The following is an 18,312-nucleotide window of genomic DNA, read 5'->3' on the forward strand; positions in this document are numbered from 1 at the left end:
ACCAACAGTTCACGCCAATCAAGCGTTTCGAGTGGAGTGAAATAGCAACCTAAATGCACAGAGGTAGTCGACGTCGTGGAGTCGAACCCATGGGGTGTCCAATCGGCGGCCTGGTCAGTTGTCGAACCGGGCCTGGACGAACGGCTGGACGTCCTCGATGTCGCCGAGCCGGGAGTCAGACAGGAGGACGGCCTCCGTTTCGTCGATCGGGACCGACAAGGAGATCTCCTTCGTGCGCCCGTACCGACCCTTCGAGACGACGACGGCGTTGACGATGCCGAGCATGTCCAGTTCGGAGATGAGATCGGTCACCCGTCGCTGAGTGAGCACGTCGGCGTCGATCTCCTCACAGAGGCGCTTGTAGATGTTGAACACCTCCCCGGTGTTGACGTTGTGGACGCCGTTCTGTTCGAGAAGGATGATCGAAAACAGGACGATCTTGCTTTGCGTCGGGAGGGTCCGCACGACCTCGACGACCCGGTCGAGTTCGATCTTGTCTTGTGCCTGTCTGACGTGCGCCTCCTCGACGAGGTCGGCTTGCGAGCGCTCGGCGAGTTCACCCGCGGTCCGGAGGAGATCGAGTGCGCGGCGAGCGTCGCCGTGTTCCTGCGCGGCGAAAGCGGCACACAGCGGGATCACGTCTTCGGTGAGCGCGTCGCCCTTGAACGCGATGTCCGAGCGGTGCTGGAGGATGTCGCGCAGCTGGTTGGCGTCGTACGGCGGGAAGACGATCTCCTCTTCGCCGAGGCTCGACTTGACGCGGGGGTCGAGGAAGTCGGTGAACTTCAGGTCGTTCGAGATCCCCATGATGGAGATCCGCGAGTTCTCGAGTTCGGAGTTCATCCGCGAGAGGTTGTACAGCGTGTCGTCCCCGGATTTCTCGACGAGCTTGTCGATCTCGTCGAGCATGATCACGACGACGCGCTCGTGATAGTCGACGGCGTCGAAGAACGTCGAGTAGACGCGGTCCGTCGGCCACCCGGTCATCGGCACTTCCTCCATCTCCTCGCGGTCCGACTCGCGGTCGGCGATGCGCTCGTCGACATCCGCGACGGCACCGAACTCTGTCCCGTCGAGTGCGCTGTCGTCGTCGGCAGCCGTAGATCGGAGATCGCGGAGTTCGTCGAGTCGGTCGCCGATGACTCGCTTGTTCTTCTCAATGAACTTGTTCGCGAGCTGTGCGAGCACCCGGTACTGGGTGTCGGTCACTTCGCAGTTGATGTACTCGACCTCGCAGGGAACATCGTACTTCTGGCTGGTCGACTCCAGTTCCTGGGAGACGAACTTCGCCGAGGCGGTCTTTCCGGTTCCGGTCTTCCCGTAAATGAGAATATTCGACGGCGTTTCACCTCGCAACGCGGACACGAGGATCGTCGCCATCTTGTTGATCTGGTCTTTCCGGTGGGGGAGCTCGTGAGGGGTGTACGAGGGACGCAGCACCTCCTTGTTCTCGAAGATGGGTTCGCCCGAAAGGAGATCATCGAACAACCCGGTGCTTGCCTCGTCGTCCTCGTCCGCGAGCACCTCGTCGACATCGAGGTCGACGTCGGTCCGCGACCGCGACCCGGAGCCGAAGTCGAATTCGGATCCGGAGGGCTCACCGTTCGCTTCGGCGCCGTCCCGTCTCGGGTCGGCGCTGTCGCTGTCTGGGCCCGACGACCGCTCTGCATCCGACGACTGTCCGTCGCTTCGGGTGGAGTCGTCGGTGCTGTCCGAGCTCGTCGCCGCGCCCGACCGGTCGTCGGTTCCGCCGTCGTTCGAATCGTGTCCCGGCTCGTCGTCCCGTGTCATCCGTTCGTTGTACCCCCTTGTTTCGACTGGAACTCGCATCGAGCACCTGCCGAAGAGCGGGTTCTCACCCGGTGTATCGGGAGTATTGGACCCGGAACGGTGATCGATTGCGTCCAGATGATGCAACCGAAGTGGATGGACAGCCTGTTAAAAAACGTTACTGTTTGGCCGGCGCAGCGTCGGACTACCGAGGTCAGAACTGCGAGTTCGACGAGAAAGACAGGAGTGGATCGAAGTCAGCGGGCCACAGCTTGGGCCGTGGGCTCCACGTTGCATTACTGCGATCGTCACTCACCCCCTACGACGTTGCGTAACTGAATTCGACTAGAAATACTCCCGGCGGATCCCAGGGAGGAACTGCTACGAGACCCGATGACGGGGTGATATGACGACCCCCCCACCCCTTCGTTTCCGGTGGAGACGGAGACTGACGGGGTGGGGGACGGGTGCCGCTAGACTGCAGCATCTTTATTACACCATAGGTTAAACAATATCCGCACGACTAGCAGATATATTTTATTTAGGTTGTGGTGAGGTCTAGATAACTGCTCCGAGCTTCCCCCTCCACCCGAGTTCGGCCGGTTCCACCCGAAACAGAGGGGTGGGGGTGTGCAACTTCAGTCGGACTCATGTCGATACCAGGCTCCTGACCGACAGTGGTGAGCCTCTCCGCTCGAGTCGTGTTACCGAGACGCATAGCAGCCGGCCGACAAACACGCCGCCCTGGTTCGTCGGGGACCGCTCTTGACGCTAGTGGTCCCGGCTAGTACGCGACTCTGCACGCTCAATCAACCGTGTACATCCACTCGAATTCCATGCAACCCCCCTCTTCATCCGTGTGCGAACTGTCGCTCGCCAGCACCGGATGTGGGCACTCGACTATCGAACGCGCCGAGAAACCCCACCGTAACCCGTCTGACGTAGTGCTTAAGTGGCGCGGATGGTTTGGGGCGATAACGCCCTCCACACGGGACGGAGGGGAAACGGAGGCCAGGATGGGTCTGCTCACCAATCTCAGGGACAGTATCACACGGGTCACCGATCGGCTCTTCGCCGACGACGAGCCCAAACGGATCGGGATATACGGCCCGCCGAACGCGGGTAAGACGACGCTGGCGAACCGGATCGCTCGCGACTGGACTGGCGACGCGGTCGGTCCAGAGAGTCACATCCCGCACGAGACGCGTCGCGCGCGAAGAAAAGAGAACGTCGAGATCGAGCGGAACGGCAAAACCGTCACCATCGACATCGTGGACACGCCGGGTGTGACCACGAAGGTGGACTACAAGGAGTTCCTCGATCACGACATGGAGAAAGACGACGCCGTCAAGCGCTCGCGCGAGGCGACCGAGGGCGTCGCGGAGGCGATGCACTGGCTCCGCGAGGACGTCGACGGCGTCATCTACGTGCTCGACTCCAGCACCGACCCGTTCACGCAGGTCAACACGATGCTCATCGGGATTATCGAGAGCCAGGACCTGCCGGTGCTTATCTTCGCGAACAAGGTCGACCTCGACGACGCCGACGTCAAGCGCATCGCCGACGCGTTCCCGCAACACGAGACGGTGCCGCTGTCGGCGCTCGAGGGCGACAACATGGACGAAGTGTACGAGAAGATCGCGGAGTACTTCGGATAATGCCCGAGGCGACCACTCCGGACGACGGCGACGACGGCGTCCGCATCGACCTGATCAGCGGCGGCCGCATGGAGGGACTCACCTCGATGGAGAAGATCCGCCTCATCCTCGATTCGGTCCGCGACGGGGACATCGTCGTCCTCGAAGCGGGCCTGTCGCCCGAGGAGGAGTCGAAGCTCATCGAGGTCACGATGACGGAGATCAGCCCCGACGACTTCTCCGGCATCGAGATCGAGACGTACCCGTCGACCCAGCAGGCCAACCAAGGGCTCGTCGGACGGCTCCTCGGGAAGGAGGAGGCCGCCAACAAACTGACCGTAATCGGGCCAGCGAACCAGATCGAGACGCTGCACAAGGACGAAGACCTCATCAGCGCCCTCGTCTCCCGCAAGTAGCGATGCCTCACCAGTGCACCAACTGCGGACGGACGTTCGCCGACGGGTCAAAGGAGATGCTCTCTGGGTGTCCCGACTGCGGCGGCAACAAGTTCCAGTTCGATCCGGCAGGCGGAAGCAATACCGCTCCGCCCGAAACGGAGAACGCCCCGAGTCGAACCGCTTCGACAGCCCAGCGCGAGGAAGCGGAGCCAGACGAAGCGACGGAGGCAAGCACGTCACCACGGGCCGAACCCGAGACGGAGGACGGCGCACAGGCGAGCGCCCGCTCCGATGTCGTCTCACCGGACGAGCTCGCGGCGGCCGCGGAGTCGACCGAGCCGGCGGCGGTCGACCGGGCCGAACAGCAGGACGTACCCGCGTCGGCTGACGACGCCGACCCGTCGGAGGCGGAGGCGTCGGACCCGAACCTGGACGCCCTCCGGCAGAAGCTCAACGACCAGTTCGAGTCCATCCGTATCGTCAGTCCGGGCCAGTACGAACTGAACCTCATGGAGCTGTACGACCGCGAGGAGTACATCATCTCGTTGCGCGAGGACGGCCGATACGTCATCGAGATGCCCGAGGGCTGGGACGACCGCTGACTCGGAAGCGAGCTATCGACGCCGATCGTCGCTCGCCTCCGTTCTCCACCTGAATCGAGCCGGCATCGAGGTTCGTCTCTCTGTTCCTTCCGAACGTTCCGCCGATTTCGATAGGTCCTTGGATCCAGCCCGATCGATTGAAACCGGATGCCTTCTGCCCTCCGCGAGCGCCTCCGGTCGATCCTGTTCGCGTTCCCGTTGGCGTTGGCGTCACTCGGACTCGTTGATCGACGGAAGGGCGAGGAAGCGTTCGACCTCGCCGTTCCGGTGATGGTGACCGGCGGCCTGCGCACGCTCCTTCGCGTTGCCGACTTCCTGATGGTCGGGATGTACGCCGGCGGCGCGGCGATCGCGGCGCTGGAGTTCGGATTTCAGTACTACTTCGTTCCGTTCGGCCTCGCGCTCGCACTCACGTCCGGTACGATCAGCGTCGTCTCCCGGTTTCAGGGGGCCGACGATCCCGCGGAGGCGAACTTCGCGATCAAGCAGTCGCTGTGGCTCGCGATCGCGCTCGCGGTACCGATCACCGTCTTCACGCATTTCTTCGCCGAAGAGCTGATCGGCGTGCTCACCAACGACGCCCGGACTATCGAACTCGGCGGCGACTACCTGCGGGTCGTGATGTACTCCGTGGGGTTCCGCTTCTGGTCGATGATCGCCGCCCGGGCGCTCGCCGGTTCCGGCGACACCCGTACGCCGATGTACGTCCGCCTGCTCACGCTTCCGACGAACGTGGGACTCAACGCCGCGCTCATCTTCGGGCTCGGGCCGTTCCCGGAACTGGGCGTCGTCGGCGCCGCGTGGGGGACCGTCGCCGCGACGACGCTCGCGGGCGTCGTGTTCGCGTGGGCGCTGCTCTCGGGTCGGTACTCAGTCAGACTCCCGATCCGCGGGAAGCAGTGGGACACCGAGATCGCCAGCGAACTCGTCAGGGTGAGCCTCCCGCTGGCTGGCACCCGGCTCTCACGGACGTTCGGTCGGTTCCCGTTCCTGTTCCTGCTGGGAGTGCTCGGGACTGATGTCGTCGCCGCCTACGCCATCGGACGACGGGTGATGCTGCTCGCGCTGATGCCGGCGTGGGGCTACTCGACCGCCGCCTCGACGCTCGTCGGACAGGCGATCGGGGCCGGGAATCCGGAGGAAGCGGACGAGTACGGCTGGCAGACGCTCCGGCTCGCGCTCGTCACGCAGTTGCTCATCGGCGCGGTCATCGCGCTGGCCGCGCGGCCCATCGCAGCGGCCTTCGGGTCGGAGAACCTCGCGCTCACCGTCACGTTCGTCCGGGTGTTCGGCCTCGGCGTCGCCGGCTTCGCCGTCTCGCGGACGATGCGCGGTGGGCTTCGCGGTGCCGGCGACACGCGGTGGCCCTTCTACGGCGGCATCATCAGCACCTACGTGGTCCGGCTGCCAATCGCCGTACTCGCGCTCCCGGCCGGGTACGCCGTCACACTGTTCTCGGGACCGCTCGCGGCCGCACTCGGGCTCGCCCCGCTGGTCGTCCCGCTCCCGGGCATGGGCCTTGGACTGCTCGCGGTGTTCGCGGCCATCCTCGGGGATATGTACGCCCGGGCCCTCGTCAACGTCGTTCGCTACCACAGCGACGCGTGGAAGACGGTGGCCCGCGAATCCGGCGTCGGCACATCGGCCGATTGAAGACGAGCGCTCTCCCTGTCGCCGAACGCGAACCCGGCGTGTCTCGAAGAATTTCAGTGTCTCCCGAGAACCTCGGGGTTTCACAGAGATCTCGGAGGCCGCCAGAGAACCTCGGGGTATCACAGCGAATCTCGGCGTGTTCGGAACCCAACGACGGCCGCGTATTGAAGCCTTTATCACCCGCGCCATGCCACATCGAGACATGAGCAAGGCGACGAAGATCGTGCTCGGTACCGTCGGCGTGTCGACCGTCCTTGCGGTCGGCATCATCCTCGTTCTCGCGTTCGGGTAGGATGGCCGGTTTCGAACGGCGGACGCTAGCGTCGTCCGTCGAGGCTGTCCGCGAGGTGTACGCCCCGAACAGCGTCGTCCTCGACGCAGGTGCGGACTTCGAGACGCTCCCGCCGGAGGCGGCCGAGGAGCTCGGCCTGCTGGTCGACGCCCTCGATCCAGCCGCGTACCCGACGGCGTGGCTCCCCGACGACGCGCCCGCCCAGCTTCGTCGCTACGCGGGCTCCGATTTCACCATCGGGATGCCCGGGGACGGGACCGTCGTGTGGACGCGCCAGACGACGCCGCCGACGGTCATCGCGAAGAAGCGCGCGGAGGGGACGCCCGACGACTTCCTCGCGTTCCTGCTGGCCGAGGCATTCGTCGAACTGTCGCTGGAGGCGCCCGAGCACTTTCTCCCCTTCTTCGGCGAGTCGTACCGCGATCTCGCGGCGGCGACGCCGCTCGGCCCAAACGAGACCTACCAGCTCGCGGCGGCGTTGTTCGACGCCTGGGTCGGCATCCAGACGCGCGAGGTGTTCGAGGGATGGGAATCCGACCACCCTGAGATCTACGCCGCGTGGACCGACGCGGGCGATCAGCTCGTCGATCGCCTCGAAACCCTCTCGGGCGACGTCGCGCGCGGCGACCGCTCTTTCACCGCCGCGACCGAGTACGCCTGCGCGGCGGTGAAACACGACCTCGACCTCCCGGCGCCGTTCTCCGCGCTGGACACCGACGCCTACCGGGACCACGGCGCCGATTACGCGGTCCGCTGGGCACAGAAGACGTTCGAGAAGCTCGCTGAGTAACGGGAAGCGGATCGTGTCGAGGGCGGAAAGCGGGTCATTTCGAGGGCGGAAAGCGGGTCATTTCGAGGGCGGAAAGCGGGTCATTTCGAGGGCGAAAAGTGGATCATTTCGAGGGCGAAAAGTGGATCATTTCGAGGGCGGAAAGCGGGCCATTCCGGTGGCAGGAAGCCTATCGTCTCAGGAGCGGAAGGCCGGCTTGCTCGGCGTCACTCCTCGGGGAGTTCGACGGTCGCGTCGCCGTCGTCGGTGAGGTCGATCACCACGTCGAACAGCTCTCGGAACCGTCGGATCTCGTCGTCGTCGTGGACCTCCCGCGAGAGGTGGAACAGCCCGACTGCGTCGTATTCAGTCAAGAGGTCGAGCATCTGGCTCGCGGCGTCGCGGACGCCGTCGACATCGGCGTAGTAGGCCAACTCGGTGAGCGAGTCGACGCTGATCCGGCGCTTTCCGGCGTGGGAAGCGAGGAACGATTCCACCTGTTCGACGACGCCGTCGAGGTCGTCGGGGGCGGAGACGTAGTGGAAGTGGTCGGAACTCCGCCTGGAATACCCCCGCTCGACTGAGATCGTGTCGAGGATCTCCGCGCGCGACTCATCGACGTCGTAGTGTTCGAGCTTCTGCTCGACCTCGCGGGCGGTGGTTCGCGTGGAGACGACGAGGAAGTTGTCGGTGTCGGCTTTCAAGAAATCCGTGTCGATTCGATCGGTCTCGCCGATGCTCGGGTGAAGAAGCAGCACCCCTGTTCCGCCGGGGATCGTCGTGTCGGCGTCGCCGACGGCGAGCGTGTAGTCCATGTACATGACAGCGACCGCTTGAACTTAAATTCCGCTGCGCTTCTCGGGACCGCCGTTCCGTTCGTTCGACGGCGATCGTCTCACGATCGTCGGAGCGATTCGACGGGCTCGCTACCCTGCTGACTCAGAACTCCGCCTGCACGATCTCGAGCACCTCCTCGCGGTCGTCCCAAGAGACGAAGATCGCAACGGAGGTGGCGGAGGTGATGATATCGTGAACGTTGATTCCCGCGTCCGCGAGCGGGCCGACGATGCTGGAGACTACCCCCGGTTGGTTCGGAAGTTCCCCGCCCATGACGCGGATGACGGCGTAGTCGTTCGTGGTGCTGACCGACGACAGCGAGCCGTCGCCGACGACGACCTCGTCGTGGAGGGCCGCCTCCGCGCGGTCAGAGACATCCGTGTCGACGTAGAACGTCACCGAGTCCATCCCCGAGGCGACGGCGTCGATGTTGATATCCCCTTTGCGGAGCGCCTCCGAGAGGTCCGCAAGGATCCCGGGTCGGTTGCGGATCGCGCGCCCGGCGACGGTGATGCACGCCAGGGGGTCCTCACGCATGTCGATGAGATTCTCGAAGCTCCCCTCGATCCGCGTGCCGCCGCCGAGGAGGTCGCCGTGCTGGTAGTGAACCACGCGGACGTCGAGCTCCTCGTCTTTGTACACGAGCGCCGATGGCGCGATCACCTCGGCGCCGCGGAACGAGAGGTTCCGCAGTTCGTCGACGGTGATGGTTGCGACGTTGCGCGCCCCCTCGACGACGTGGGGGTCACCGGTCATGACGCCCTCCACGTCGGTGACGATCACGACCTCGTCGGCGTCCATGTACCTGCCGAGCATCACGGCGGTCGTGTCCGAGCCGCCGCGCCCGAGCGTGGTTACCTCGCCGTCGATCGTCTGGGCGAGAAAGCCCGTGATGACCGGGACGACACCGTCCATCTCCGCGGCCAGCGCGGCCGCACGCTCCTTCGTCGCTTCGACGTCGACCTCCCCGACCTGGTTGGTGATCACGGGCCACTCGTCGCGCCCCGGTTCGAGGAACACCGCGTTCACGCCCCGGGCGGCCAGCGCCGCCTTCAACATGCGCACGGAGGTTCGCTCGCCCATCGAGACGATCTCCGCGCGGTCCTTGTCGCCGATTTCGAAGGTAATCTCGTCGATGAGATCGTCGGTGGTCGATCCCATCGCGCTCGCGACGACGGCGATCTCGTGACCGGCCTCGACGGCTGCGGCGATCGAGTCGGCCGCGCGCTCCACGCGGTCGCCCGACCCGAGCGAGGTCCCCCCGAACTTCGCGACGACACGCATTACGACTGCACCCCGCCCGCCAGCGGTGGACGTACGTCAGATTCTCCGCGATTCATGCCGCCGGATAACACCGGTTCGCGTTTAACGCTGTCCTCTCTCACAAGGGTCGCCGGACGCGATCGTGTCCAGCGTCGCCACCGGCGTCGCGGGAGCAGACGACGCGATGAGGCTGGACAGCGGATGCGATGAGGCTGGACAGCGGATGCGATGACGCGACGCCAGACGACGTAGCAACGTGGGGTGTTTTCACCTTCCACTGTAACGGGCCGATATGGTCGGACGCAGCCGCCGGTTCGCCTTCGCGGACACCGCCCAGCAGATCGTCGGCGGCTTCCTGCTCGCGGGACCGTTCGTCGTCACCGACGAGGTGTGGGGGCTCGCCGTCGGGATGGCGTGGTATCAGGCGGTCGTGACCGTCGGCATCGTCCTCGCGGTCGGCTACGGCGCGCTGTACAAGGCCGACGACGACCGCGACCCGGACCGCGAGGCGGAGGTCGGCGGGGTACCGCTGCGGTTCGTCTCACTCATCGTCGTCTCGTATCTCTCCGTCGGGATCCTCGCGCTGTCGTTCGACGCGCCCGCGACGCTCATCCCGAACCACGTCGACCCGCCGGTGTCGATGCGCGATCAGGTGTACATCACGCTGAAGGCGATGAGCGTCGGCTCCGTCTTCTCGGTGATCGGTGCGGCGACGGCGGACTCCGTGTTCTGAGCGCGAGGATTCCGCGGCTCGAGCCGGCGAACTACGTGTTCCGAGAAGCCGACGCTACGTGCTCGCGCTACTCCCCGTAACCGTCACCTCCCGCGTCACCGTTCGCGACCCCACCTCCCGCGTCATCTTGTGCAACGGTCACCTCCCGCGACCGCCACCTCCCGTGACCGCCGCCTTCGCCTGCTACATCGTCACCCACCGTACTGCCGCTGGAACTCCTCTTCCGACTTCGTGAGGTAGATGACCGCTTCGATGAGAGCGATCGTTGCGGGGATGAACGTCCACGACAGCAGCAGGTACAAGATTCCGCGACCGGTGTTCCCGAGGTAGAAGTGGTGGGCGCCGATGAACCCGAGGAAGATGGCGAGCAGCGCCGCGCTGGTCTTGTCTTTCGATCCGGATGCGGACGCGGACGTGTCCGACTGACGAACGCCACACTCCGGACAGAGTTCGGCCTGCTCTTTGATCACGGAACCGCAACTAGAGCAGTACATCTCGTCGGCGCCCGCGGTTCGACTGGTTCCGCCTCGGGTCTCGTCGGGTCGACCGCTGGCGACGTCCGCGTTCGCGTCGGTGGACGCGTCCCTCCCGCCGCTCCGATCGGGTTCGGCCCGCGCGGAGTCCGCCGTCGCGCCTCTCGAATCGGACGCTTCCTCGTCGTCGCCCTCGCGGTCGCCGGAATCGCTTCCGGGACCCGCTCCGGGGGATTCGCCGCCGGAGTGGCGCTCGTCGCTTTCGGGCTCCCGAGTCCCGGTCGGTCGGCTCGCGGCAGCATCCCCGGCGGCGTCCGCCCCTGTCCGTGCGTCTCCTCGATTCCCGTCGGTCGGGGTCGCGCCGGCGGTCCTCCCCGCCGGTTCGTCTTCGGCGCCCGCAGTCGTCGACGGCTCTGCGTGGTCACCGTCTGCGCTCGACACGTCGTCGGGGTCTTCCCCCTCGTCCCCGAATCCCCAGCCGCTGTCGGCGGCCGCTCCCGACCCCGATGCCGATCGGGATGTCGACGCGGACGCGGTGGCGTCACCGCCGTCGATACCGCCGTCGCCGGCGGCGCTCGCACCCTCGCCGGTCGGCGCGTCGTCGAAGCCCCACGTCCCGCCGGCGTCGGTTCCGTCGTCGCCGAACCCCCAGCCGTCGTCGCGGTCGGCGCCGACGGCGTCGTCGCGGTCGGCGCCGACGGCGTCGTCGCCGCCGAAGGGACCGCCGTCGTCGCCGAAACCGCCGCCGCTCGTCTCGGCGGCCGCGAAGGAGTCCACGCCGCCGGTTCCCCTCTGGCCGACGCCGCCTCGACCGCCGGCGGTCGAAAACGAGACCGAACCCGCGGTGATCGTCGCCGCCACGCGGCCGGAGCCGTCGGTCGGATCGAACCGTTCGGTCGCCTCCGGACCGTCTCTGACCTGTACCCCGATCTCGACCGGGCCGTCGACCGACTCCGACCACTCGCGTCGCGCCCCGGGATCGAGCGTCACCCGATCGACGAACAAGACGTCCCCGCCGGTGCGACACCCGACGTTCGCCGTCGTCCGCGACCCCGTCTCGTTGACGACGGCGATCGCGAGGTCGTCGGGGAGGTTTTCGTCAATCCAATCCATTAGTGGTGGCAGATCCGGTCGGACGGTCTTAATTCCCCGACACAAACGGCTCCCGATAGCGCCTGACTCGATCGACCAGTCACCGTCCTCGGCACGCCGATAGTCGACCGCTCACTGCCCGTTGGCGAACCGATCGTCGACCGGTTACCGTCCGTCAGCACGTCGACGGTCGACCGCTCACCGTCCCTCGGCGAGGCGGCTCCCGATCCGCTCTGGAAGGCCGGCGTCGGCGACGGCGTCGGCGACGGCGTCTGTGTCGTACTCGACGCGTCGCTCCTCGACCTCGCGAGCGTCGACGTCCAGAACGGCGTACGCCGCGCGCGGATCGCCGTCGCGCGGCTGCCCGACGCTCCCCGGGTTCACGACCGCGCCCTCGGGAAACACCCCGTGGTGCTGGACGTGCGTGTGCCCGAGCACGAGCGCGTCGAGGTCGCCCTCGTCGACGCCGAGGCGATCGGCCGCCCTCGCGACGAGGCCGCCGGAAAACTCCCGCCGGCGCGTGTAGTGGTCCGGGTCGTCCGGGTGCCCGTGGACCACCGCGACGCGCCCGTCGGCGACCGTCCGCCGTTCGGGGAGTCCGCCGAGCCAGGCGAGTGCGTTCTCGTCGAGGCTCGTCCGGGCGTGTTCGACGCCCGCGAGGGCCATCGGGTTGAACCCGGTCGCCGACCCGGTGGCGACCGCCCGATCGTGGTTCCCTTGGACGGTCGGCACCGATCGCTCGCGGAGCGCCGCGACGCACTCGGCCGGCCAGGGGTTGTATCCCACCACGTCGCCCGCGCAGACGAGTCCGTCCACGGGCGGCATGTCATCGAGGACGGCTTCCAGTGCGATGCGGTTGCCGTGGACGTCCGAGAGGAGGCCGAGTCGCACGTGATCGTAGACGCACTCGGGGGTAGTAGGTCCGGCGGCGTTCGGCGCCAACTGCTCCGACCGGTTCTCTTCGGAGCGGAAGTCCACGGATCACCCCGACTCCGGCTCATCCTAATTCGAGCATCTCCATACAGTCGAGATGTGCCTCCAACGCGGGGTTCGACCGGTACGTCACCGTCTCGGTGTCCGGATCGTACCGGATCACGTTCGCCTCCTGCAACTTCGGGAGATGCGTGTGAACGAGTTGAAGATCGATACGGTCGGTGCTGTCGGAGGTCACCGAGGGGGCGGTACTCACTCGATTGAGTACGACGTCGACCAACTCGTCGAGCGGGATCTCATCGTCGGGCCGCCCCCGCAGTTCGTACAACAGCGTCCGCCGAACAGGGTTGCCGACCAGATCCAGCACCGTGTCGAACGAGTACGGCAGCGAAACCGCGTCCGGCGGATCGGCCTCGCGAGACGTGCGCCCGGGTCGGCTGTCGACAGTCTCCCGGAACGACGGTTCGACAGTCGCGGACTCCGCCGTCGAGACGGTCCAGCCGTCGCTGGTGCGCTCGAGCACCGCGTCGTACAGCGGCCGGAGCATCGCGAGCAGCGACTCCGGGCAGTCAGCGGGGTCCACGTGGTGGTGTGCGAACACGCCCAGATCAGTACACAGCGTGTTCAGCGCTCGAACGAGATCGACGAGATCCTGCGCCGTGTAGCGATCCACCAGGGTTTCCAACGAGTCCACACACAGCTGCGTCCGGTGGTCGGTGTCGGTCCACGCGCCGATCTGCGCCCCGATCTTCACGGCGAAGTCCAACAGATCGGCGTCGGCAGCGATCGACTCGAGCGTGATCGAGGGTGCCGAGGAGACGGCGCGCGCGCCCGCTCCGGCGCCGGTCCCTCTAGTGTCGACAGGTCGGGCGTCGATGATCGCGGCCCGCGCCGGCAACTCCGCCCCGACGTGCTCCTGCCACCCGCCGAGCCTGTCGTCTGGCCCCTTGTTCAACGTCACACAGATCACGTCTGGATGGGGTGGACTGTGACGCGTGATCAATTCAGCACACGCCGTCGAGTCCGCACACGAGTGGGACGGAGCGACGAGCAGGACAGTCGATGCGTCGCCGATCGATTCTGTGATGGTGGCGTTGTTTCCAGTCATGAGACAAGAATACAACACACCACCCGATAAACGTACCCCGGCCGACAGTTCCGCCGGCTGACGGGCTGGCTTCCCGTTTCGATCCGTTCAGCCTCCGCTGTTGCTCACTCCTCGCTCGTGTTTTGCACGGCGAAGGAACTCCCGCTGTCACTGACGTGGACCCCCGCTGCGCAGACGGCGTGTTCGTACTCGAGTCCGTACGCGGTCCGCGCGGCCGCCACTGCGGTCCGCGGCTCGAACTCGAACGCTCGGGGCTCGTCCTCCTCGTACGTCGCCACGAGGTGTGGTTCGTCGACCTCGTGGACCACCAGCGCGTCGCGGCGGACGATCCCCACGTAGCCGGCACCCTCCTCGACGATTCCCGCGACGCGCGGGGTGTCGTAGTCGTCCTTCTCGTAGTCCATCGCGTGCAGCGCCTCGACGAGCGCGTCGCGGGCGGGGTACCCGCGGTCGTACTTCTCGGCGATCGGGTCCACGTGCGAACCGTTGCCGACGACGGCGCCCTCGCCCGCCGCCCGCGCGCAGTTGTACGAGACGTACGGGTTGTCCGTCTCCTCGGCGTCGGCCGTCGGGACCACGGTGAGCGTGTCGTCGCCGCGCCGCGTCACCTTGCGGTTCGGGAACGAACGCGAGGAGACGCGGTACGCGCCGACCTTCGGCCCGATGACGACGAACCGTCCGATGTACATACACGACTGTGTATCACGAGCGGACAAGTAGATGATGATATATGCACGTGTGCGGAAACTCGCGCGACGAACCGCACTCCTCGTTGCTGAATGAATGTTCAGAATATTTATCCGGGCGGTCACCGTCATTCGATCGAAACCCGTGCGAACTCCTTCAGTATCCGTCGTCGCCGTCTGTCTGCTGCTCGTCGTCGGCGGGGTCGCGGGCGTCACCGCACCCGCCGCAGCCGACACGTTCGTGACGATGACCACCGACGTCTCCACGGAGGATCCGGTCCCCGAGGAGGCGTTCACGGTCACGACGACACTGGCGAACGACGGCGACAGCGACGACACGTACCGCATCACTGACCTCTCGGTCGCGGAGGTCTCCGACCGCAACTACGACGAGGAGGACGAGGAGTTGGCGGTCCTCGACGTCTCCGACCCACTCGCTCCGGGATCCGAGCGGACGTACGACTTCTCGGTCACGCTCGAAGACACCGGCGAGCAGACGGTGTACGTCCACGCGACACTGCTCAGTTCCCGCGGCGACCGCAAGCACATCGTCCAGGCGGTGACCGTCGACGTCGACCAGCCCGACCCGCAGCTCGAACTCGACGTGAGCGACGCCGTCGTCGGCGCCGAGCGGACGGTGAACGTCACCGTCGCCAACGGGCTCGACGCGTCGGTCAGCCAGATCGACGTGCGAGTCTCGTCGCCCGCAGACGCGCTCGCGTTCCGCACGAGCGGTCGCGTTCGGGCGACGCTCGCGGGCGGGGATACCGCCGCGTTTTCCTTCCCGGTGAAGGCGACCGAGGCGGGACAGTTCCCCGTCGAGGTGACGCTCGCGTACACGCTCGAGGGCGACCGTCGAACCGTCACCCGGACGTTCGACGCCGACTTCTCCGAGCCGCAGAACCCCGGCGAGATCCGGCTCACCGGCGTCAGCGTGACGCGCGGTCCCGACGGCGTGTTACAGATCGCAGGAAGCGCGGCCAACGTCGGCAGCACAGACGTCGGCAGCGTCCTCGTCAGCGTCGTCGACGGCGACGGCGTGCAGGCCGCCGACCCGCAGCCCGACTACTTCGTCGGCGGCGTCGAGGGCAGCGACTTCGCCTCCTTCGATCTCAACGCCGAGCTGACGGGCGATCGAACCACCGTCCCCGTCCGGGTGGAGTACGTCGTCGACGACGTCCGCCGGTCGTACACGACCGACGTGCGCGTGAGCCAGGCCGCGCTCGCGACCCCGACGCCGGCGCCGCAGGGCGGCCCGCTCGGCGGGCTTCCGCTGCTTCCGACCGCCCTCGCCGTCCTCGTGATCGTGCTCGGTGGCGCGCTCGTGCTCCGCCGCTGATGGCGGGACCCGAGGACGCGGACGCCGACGAGCGCAGTTCCGGGGCCGGCGCCGTCGACGCGTCGGCCCCCCCGGTCATCGCGGGCCGCGACGTGGTCAAGGAGTACGTCACCGGCGGCGAGACGGTGCGCGCGCTGGGCGGCATCGACTTCCGGGTCGACCCGGGAGAGTTCGTCGCCATCGTCGGCCCGTCGGGGTCGGGGAAATCCACCCTGCTGAACATGCTCGGCCTGCTCGACGAACCGACCAGCGGCCTCGTGGAGCTGGAGGGCGTCGACGTGGAGACCTTCGGCGACGCCGAGCGGACGCGCAAGCGCAAGGAGACGATCGGGTTCGTTTTCCAGAGCTTCCACCTCATTCCGACCCTCACCGCCGTCGAGAACGTCGAGGTGCCGCGGCTGCTCGATCGAACGCCGACCCGGACCCGCGAGATCGCGACTGACCTCCTCGAACGGATGGGGATCGGCGACCGACTCGAGCACTACCCCGACGAGCTGTCCGGCGGGCAAAAGCAGCGCGTCGCGATCGCTCGGGCGCTCGTGAACGAGCCGCGGCTCCTGCTCGCGGACGAGCCGACGGGGAACCTCGACCGCGACACCGGCGATCAGATCCTCGCGGAGTTCGACGCGATCACCGACGAGGGCGTCGCCGTCGTCACCGTCACCCACGACGACTACGTCGCGCAGTTCGCCGACCGCGTCGTCAACCTCATCGACGGCACCGTCCGCGAGGACGAGGAGGCTGTCACCGGATGAAGCTCCTCCACCGCCTGTGGGGGTCGTTCCCGGCGTTTCTCATGGCGCGCCGGAACGTCGCGCGGGCGAAGACGCGCTCGGCGCTGGCGGTCGCGGTCATCCTCATCGGCGTCGTCGCCATCGGCGCCATCGGCGCCGGCGGGGTCGCCTTCCAGGAGTCGCAGTTCGAGACGCTCGGCTCGATCGGCGCCGACGTGCAGGTGTTCGCCGGCGAGGACAACGAGAACGGCTACCTCACCGCCGCCGACGTCGGCCGGATCGACCGCGTCAGCGGGCAAGCGGAGATCGTCCCCCTGAAACAGGAGAGCGCGGACGTGATCGAGGGCGGCTCGGCCGCCGGGAGCGCGACGGTGTACGGCGTCGAGGACCCCGCGGCCCTGTACGACGTCGACGAGGGGTCGATCCCGCCGAACTGGCGAAACGGCGTGCTCGTCGGGTCGACGCTCGCCGAGCGCTACGACCTCCGCCCCGGCTCGAAGGTGACGCTCCGGCGAACGGTCACCGAGGACGGTGAGACAGTCCGCCGGACCGAGGAGTACCGCGTGACGGCCGTGCTCGCGCAGGCCGGACAAGCCGACATCGCCAACCCGAACGAGGCGTTCGTGCTCCCGCCGGGCGAGTTCGACGACGACGTCTTCGCGCAGGTGATCGTCCGTTCGGAGGACGCGACGAGGGCCAACGAGACCGCGATGCAGATCAAGCGGACGTTCAACGGCCGTCGCCAGATCGTCTCCGTGTTCGAGCGCGGCGACATCGCCGAGCAGATCGACGAGGCGTTCCGGCTGATCAACCTGTTCCTCGTCGGCATCGGCGCCATCTCGCTGGTCGTGGCGGGGGTCTCCATCGCGAACGTGATGCTCATGGCGGCGATCGAACGCCGCGAGGAGATCGGCGTGTTGCGCGCGGTCGGCTACCAGAAGTTCGACATCGTCCGGATCATGCTCGCGGAGGCGACGCTGTTGGGGCTCGTCGGCTCGCTGCTGGGCGGCGCGGTCACGCTCGGCATCGTCGCGGTGATCAACGACGCGCTGTTGGGCGACCCGTTCGCGTACCCTGCGGGGTCGCTGCAGTACGTCGCCGTCGGGATGGTGTTCGGGGTAGTCGCGAGCCTGCTCGCGGGTATCTACCCCGCGTGGACTGCCGCCCGCGAGCGGCCCGTGGAGTCGCTGCGTGGCTGACCGCGTCGCGACCGGGTCGCGATCCAGCCGGGACCCGCGCGCCTCGCCCGTCGCCGGCCCCGCCGGCTTCGGGGGGTTCATTACTCCGCGTCCGCGAGGGGAGCCGAGGGATGAGTGACGGTACGAACGGGGAGTCCGATGCGGGCGACGCGGCGACCGGTGACGGCGACGCGTCGGACGTGAACACCCTGATCATGGAGGCGACCTATCGCGCGCTGTGCGAGCACGGCTACGCCGAGTTGAGCGTCTCGCACATCGCCGCGGAGTTCGAGAAGAGCAAATCGCTGCTGTACTACCACTACGACTCCAAGGACGACCTCCTCGCGGGATTCCTGCGATTTGCCGGCGACCACTTCCTCGCGATGCTGGAGGAAGCCGAGCACGAGGCCGACTCGCCGGTCGACCGGGTCCGCGCGCTCGTCGACATCTACCTCGGGACGGAGTTGGACGAGGAGATGGCCGAGGCGCAGCGATCGATGATCGACCTCCGCGCGCAGGCGGTCGCACAGCCCCGGTTCCGCGAGGAGTTCACGCGCACCGACCGCCACCTCCGCGAGCGCCTCGCGACCGCGCTCGCCGACGGGGTCGAGGCGGGCGTCATCGACGACGCGGTCGAACCGGAATCGACCGCGACGTGGCTGTTGTCGGCGCTCACCGGCGCGATGCTCCAGCGACACACCGCCGAGTTCGACGTGGTCACGCCCGTCAGGGCGGCGCTCCACGGCTATATCGACACCTTCGCCGTCGGCGACGACGCGGGGGACACCACGGGCGAGGACGCCGGGAATAACTGA

The 18,312-nt window shown here is 67.0% G+C and carries 18 protein-coding genes; 11 read left to right on the top strand and 7 right to left on the bottom strand.

Going from position 1 to position 18,312, the window contains the following annotated elements; all coding sequences use genetic code 11:
* Window positions 1-114 precede the first annotated feature (114 nt).
* A complete protein-coding gene (locus tag P0Y41_RS08525; RefSeq protein WP_284060942.1) occupies window positions 115-1,791 on the bottom strand; it encodes a Cdc6/Cdc18 family protein in 1,677 nt (558 codons plus the stop codon).
* A 995-nt stretch (window positions 1,792-2,786) separates the two neighbouring features.
* Between P0Y41_RS08525 and P0Y41_RS08530 the strand changes: the two genes are divergently transcribed.
* The 6 genes from P0Y41_RS08530 (at window position 2,787) to P0Y41_RS08550 (ending at window position 7,142) form a co-directional block, all read left to right on the top strand.
* Entirely contained in the window at window positions 2,787-3,428 is a 642-nt protein-coding gene (locus P0Y41_RS08530; protein WP_284060943.1) for an Era-like GTP-binding protein, read from the top strand.
* Window positions 3,428-3,823, top strand: a complete 396-nt coding sequence (locus P0Y41_RS08535) for a DUF2073 domain-containing protein (RefSeq protein WP_284060944.1) — start codon at window positions 3,428-3,430, stop codon at window positions 3,821-3,823. The genes P0Y41_RS08530 and P0Y41_RS08535 overlap by 1 nt, the downstream gene beginning before the upstream one ends.
* Window positions 3,824-3,825: 2 nt before the next feature.
* Entirely contained in the window at window positions 3,826-4,407 is a 582-nt protein-coding gene (locus P0Y41_RS08540) for an OapC/ArvC family zinc-ribbon domain-containing protein (protein WP_284060945.1), read from the top strand.
* A gap of 147 nt (window positions 4,408-4,554) precedes the next feature.
* The gene (locus tag P0Y41_RS08545; RefSeq protein WP_284060946.1) at window positions 4,555-6,060 is read left to right on the top strand and encodes an MATE family efflux transporter; all 1,506 of its coding nucleotides are present in this window, start codon (window positions 4,555-4,557) and stop codon (window positions 6,058-6,060) included.
* 202 nt (window positions 6,061-6,262) lie between these two features.
* Entirely contained in the window at window positions 6,263-6,352 is a 90-nt protein-coding gene (locus P0Y41_RS18005) for a hypothetical protein (protein ID WP_432764783.1), read from the top strand.
* Window position 6,353: 1 nt separating this feature from the next.
* Window positions 6,354-7,142, top strand: a complete 789-nt coding sequence (locus P0Y41_RS08550; protein WP_284060947.1) for a DUF7089 family protein — start codon at window positions 6,354-6,356, stop codon at window positions 7,140-7,142.
* A gap of 206 nt (window positions 7,143-7,348) precedes the next feature.
* Here the strand turns inward: P0Y41_RS08550 and P0Y41_RS08555 are convergent, their stop codons facing one another.
* Together P0Y41_RS08555 and P0Y41_RS08560 are read right to left on the bottom strand one after the other, a co-directional pair.
* Complete coding sequence (locus P0Y41_RS08555) at window positions 7,349-7,936, bottom strand: DUF7090 family protein (protein ID WP_284060948.1); 588 nt, start codon at window positions 7,934-7,936, stop codon at window positions 7,349-7,351.
* Between the two features lie 124 nt (window positions 7,937-8,060).
* A complete protein-coding gene (locus P0Y41_RS08560) occupies window positions 8,061-9,242 on the bottom strand; it encodes an aspartate kinase (protein ID WP_284060949.1) in 1,182 nt (393 codons plus the stop codon).
* A gap of 271 nt (window positions 9,243-9,513) precedes the next feature.
* Between P0Y41_RS08560 and P0Y41_RS08565 the strand changes: the two genes are divergently transcribed.
* A complete protein-coding gene (locus P0Y41_RS08565; protein ID WP_284060950.1) occupies window positions 9,514-9,954 on the top strand; it encodes a DUF2391 family protein in 441 nt (146 codons plus the stop codon).
* Between the two features lie 191 nt (window positions 9,955-10,145).
* Here the strand turns inward: P0Y41_RS08565 and P0Y41_RS08570 are convergent, their stop codons facing one another.
* The 4 genes from P0Y41_RS08570 to P0Y41_RS08585 all read right to left on the bottom strand — a co-directional run bounded on the left by P0Y41_RS08570 (window position 10,146) and on the right by P0Y41_RS08585 (window position 14,249).
* Complete coding sequence (locus P0Y41_RS08570; protein ID WP_284060951.1) at window positions 10,146-11,540, bottom strand: NINE protein; 1,395 nt, start codon at window positions 11,538-11,540, stop codon at window positions 10,146-10,148.
* A gap of 177 nt (window positions 11,541-11,717) precedes the next feature.
* Window positions 11,718-12,410 (bottom strand): metallophosphoesterase family protein, encoded by a 693-nt coding sequence (locus P0Y41_RS08575; RefSeq protein WP_284063385.1) that lies wholly within the window; start codon window positions 12,408-12,410, stop codon window positions 11,718-11,720.
* A 106-nt stretch (window positions 12,411-12,516) separates the two neighbouring features.
* The gene (locus P0Y41_RS08580) at window positions 12,517-13,560 is read right to left on the bottom strand and encodes a DUF7504 family protein (RefSeq protein ID WP_284060952.1); all 1,044 of its coding nucleotides are present in this window, start codon (window positions 13,558-13,560) and stop codon (window positions 12,517-12,519) included.
* 104 nt (window positions 13,561-13,664) lie between these two features.
* Entirely contained in the window at window positions 13,665-14,249 is a 585-nt protein-coding gene (locus P0Y41_RS08585) for an IMP cyclohydrolase (RefSeq protein ID WP_284060953.1), read from the bottom strand.
* A gap of 142 nt (window positions 14,250-14,391) precedes the next feature.
* Between P0Y41_RS08585 and P0Y41_RS08590 the strand changes: the two genes are divergently transcribed.
* From P0Y41_RS08590 to P0Y41_RS08605, 4 genes are all read left to right on the top strand, one after another.
* The gene (locus P0Y41_RS08590) at window positions 14,392-15,585 is read left to right on the top strand and encodes a COG1361 family protein (protein ID WP_284060954.1); all 1,194 of its coding nucleotides are present in this window, start codon (window positions 14,392-14,394) and stop codon (window positions 15,583-15,585) included.
* On the top strand, window positions 15,585-16,340 hold the full coding sequence (locus P0Y41_RS08595) for an ABC transporter ATP-binding protein (protein ID WP_284060955.1): 756 nt from the start codon (window positions 15,585-15,587) through the stop codon (window positions 16,338-16,340). Before P0Y41_RS08590 ends, P0Y41_RS08595 begins: the two co-directional genes overlap by 1 nt.
* Window positions 16,337-17,518, top strand: coding sequence for an ABC transporter permease (locus P0Y41_RS08600; RefSeq protein WP_284060956.1), 1,182 nt, complete (start codon window positions 16,337-16,339; stop codon window positions 17,516-17,518). Before P0Y41_RS08595 ends, P0Y41_RS08600 begins: the two co-directional genes overlap by 4 nt.
* A 110-nt stretch (window positions 17,519-17,628) precedes the next feature.
* Window positions 17,629-18,312 (top strand): TetR/AcrR family transcriptional regulator, encoded by a 684-nt coding sequence (locus P0Y41_RS08605; protein ID WP_284060957.1) that lies wholly within the window; start codon window positions 17,629-17,631, stop codon window positions 18,310-18,312.

It is taken from the genome of Halobaculum halobium (genome assembly GCF_030127145.1).
Lineage (GTDB): Archaea > Halobacteriota > Halobacteria > Halobacteriales > Haloferacaceae > Halobaculum > Halobaculum halobium.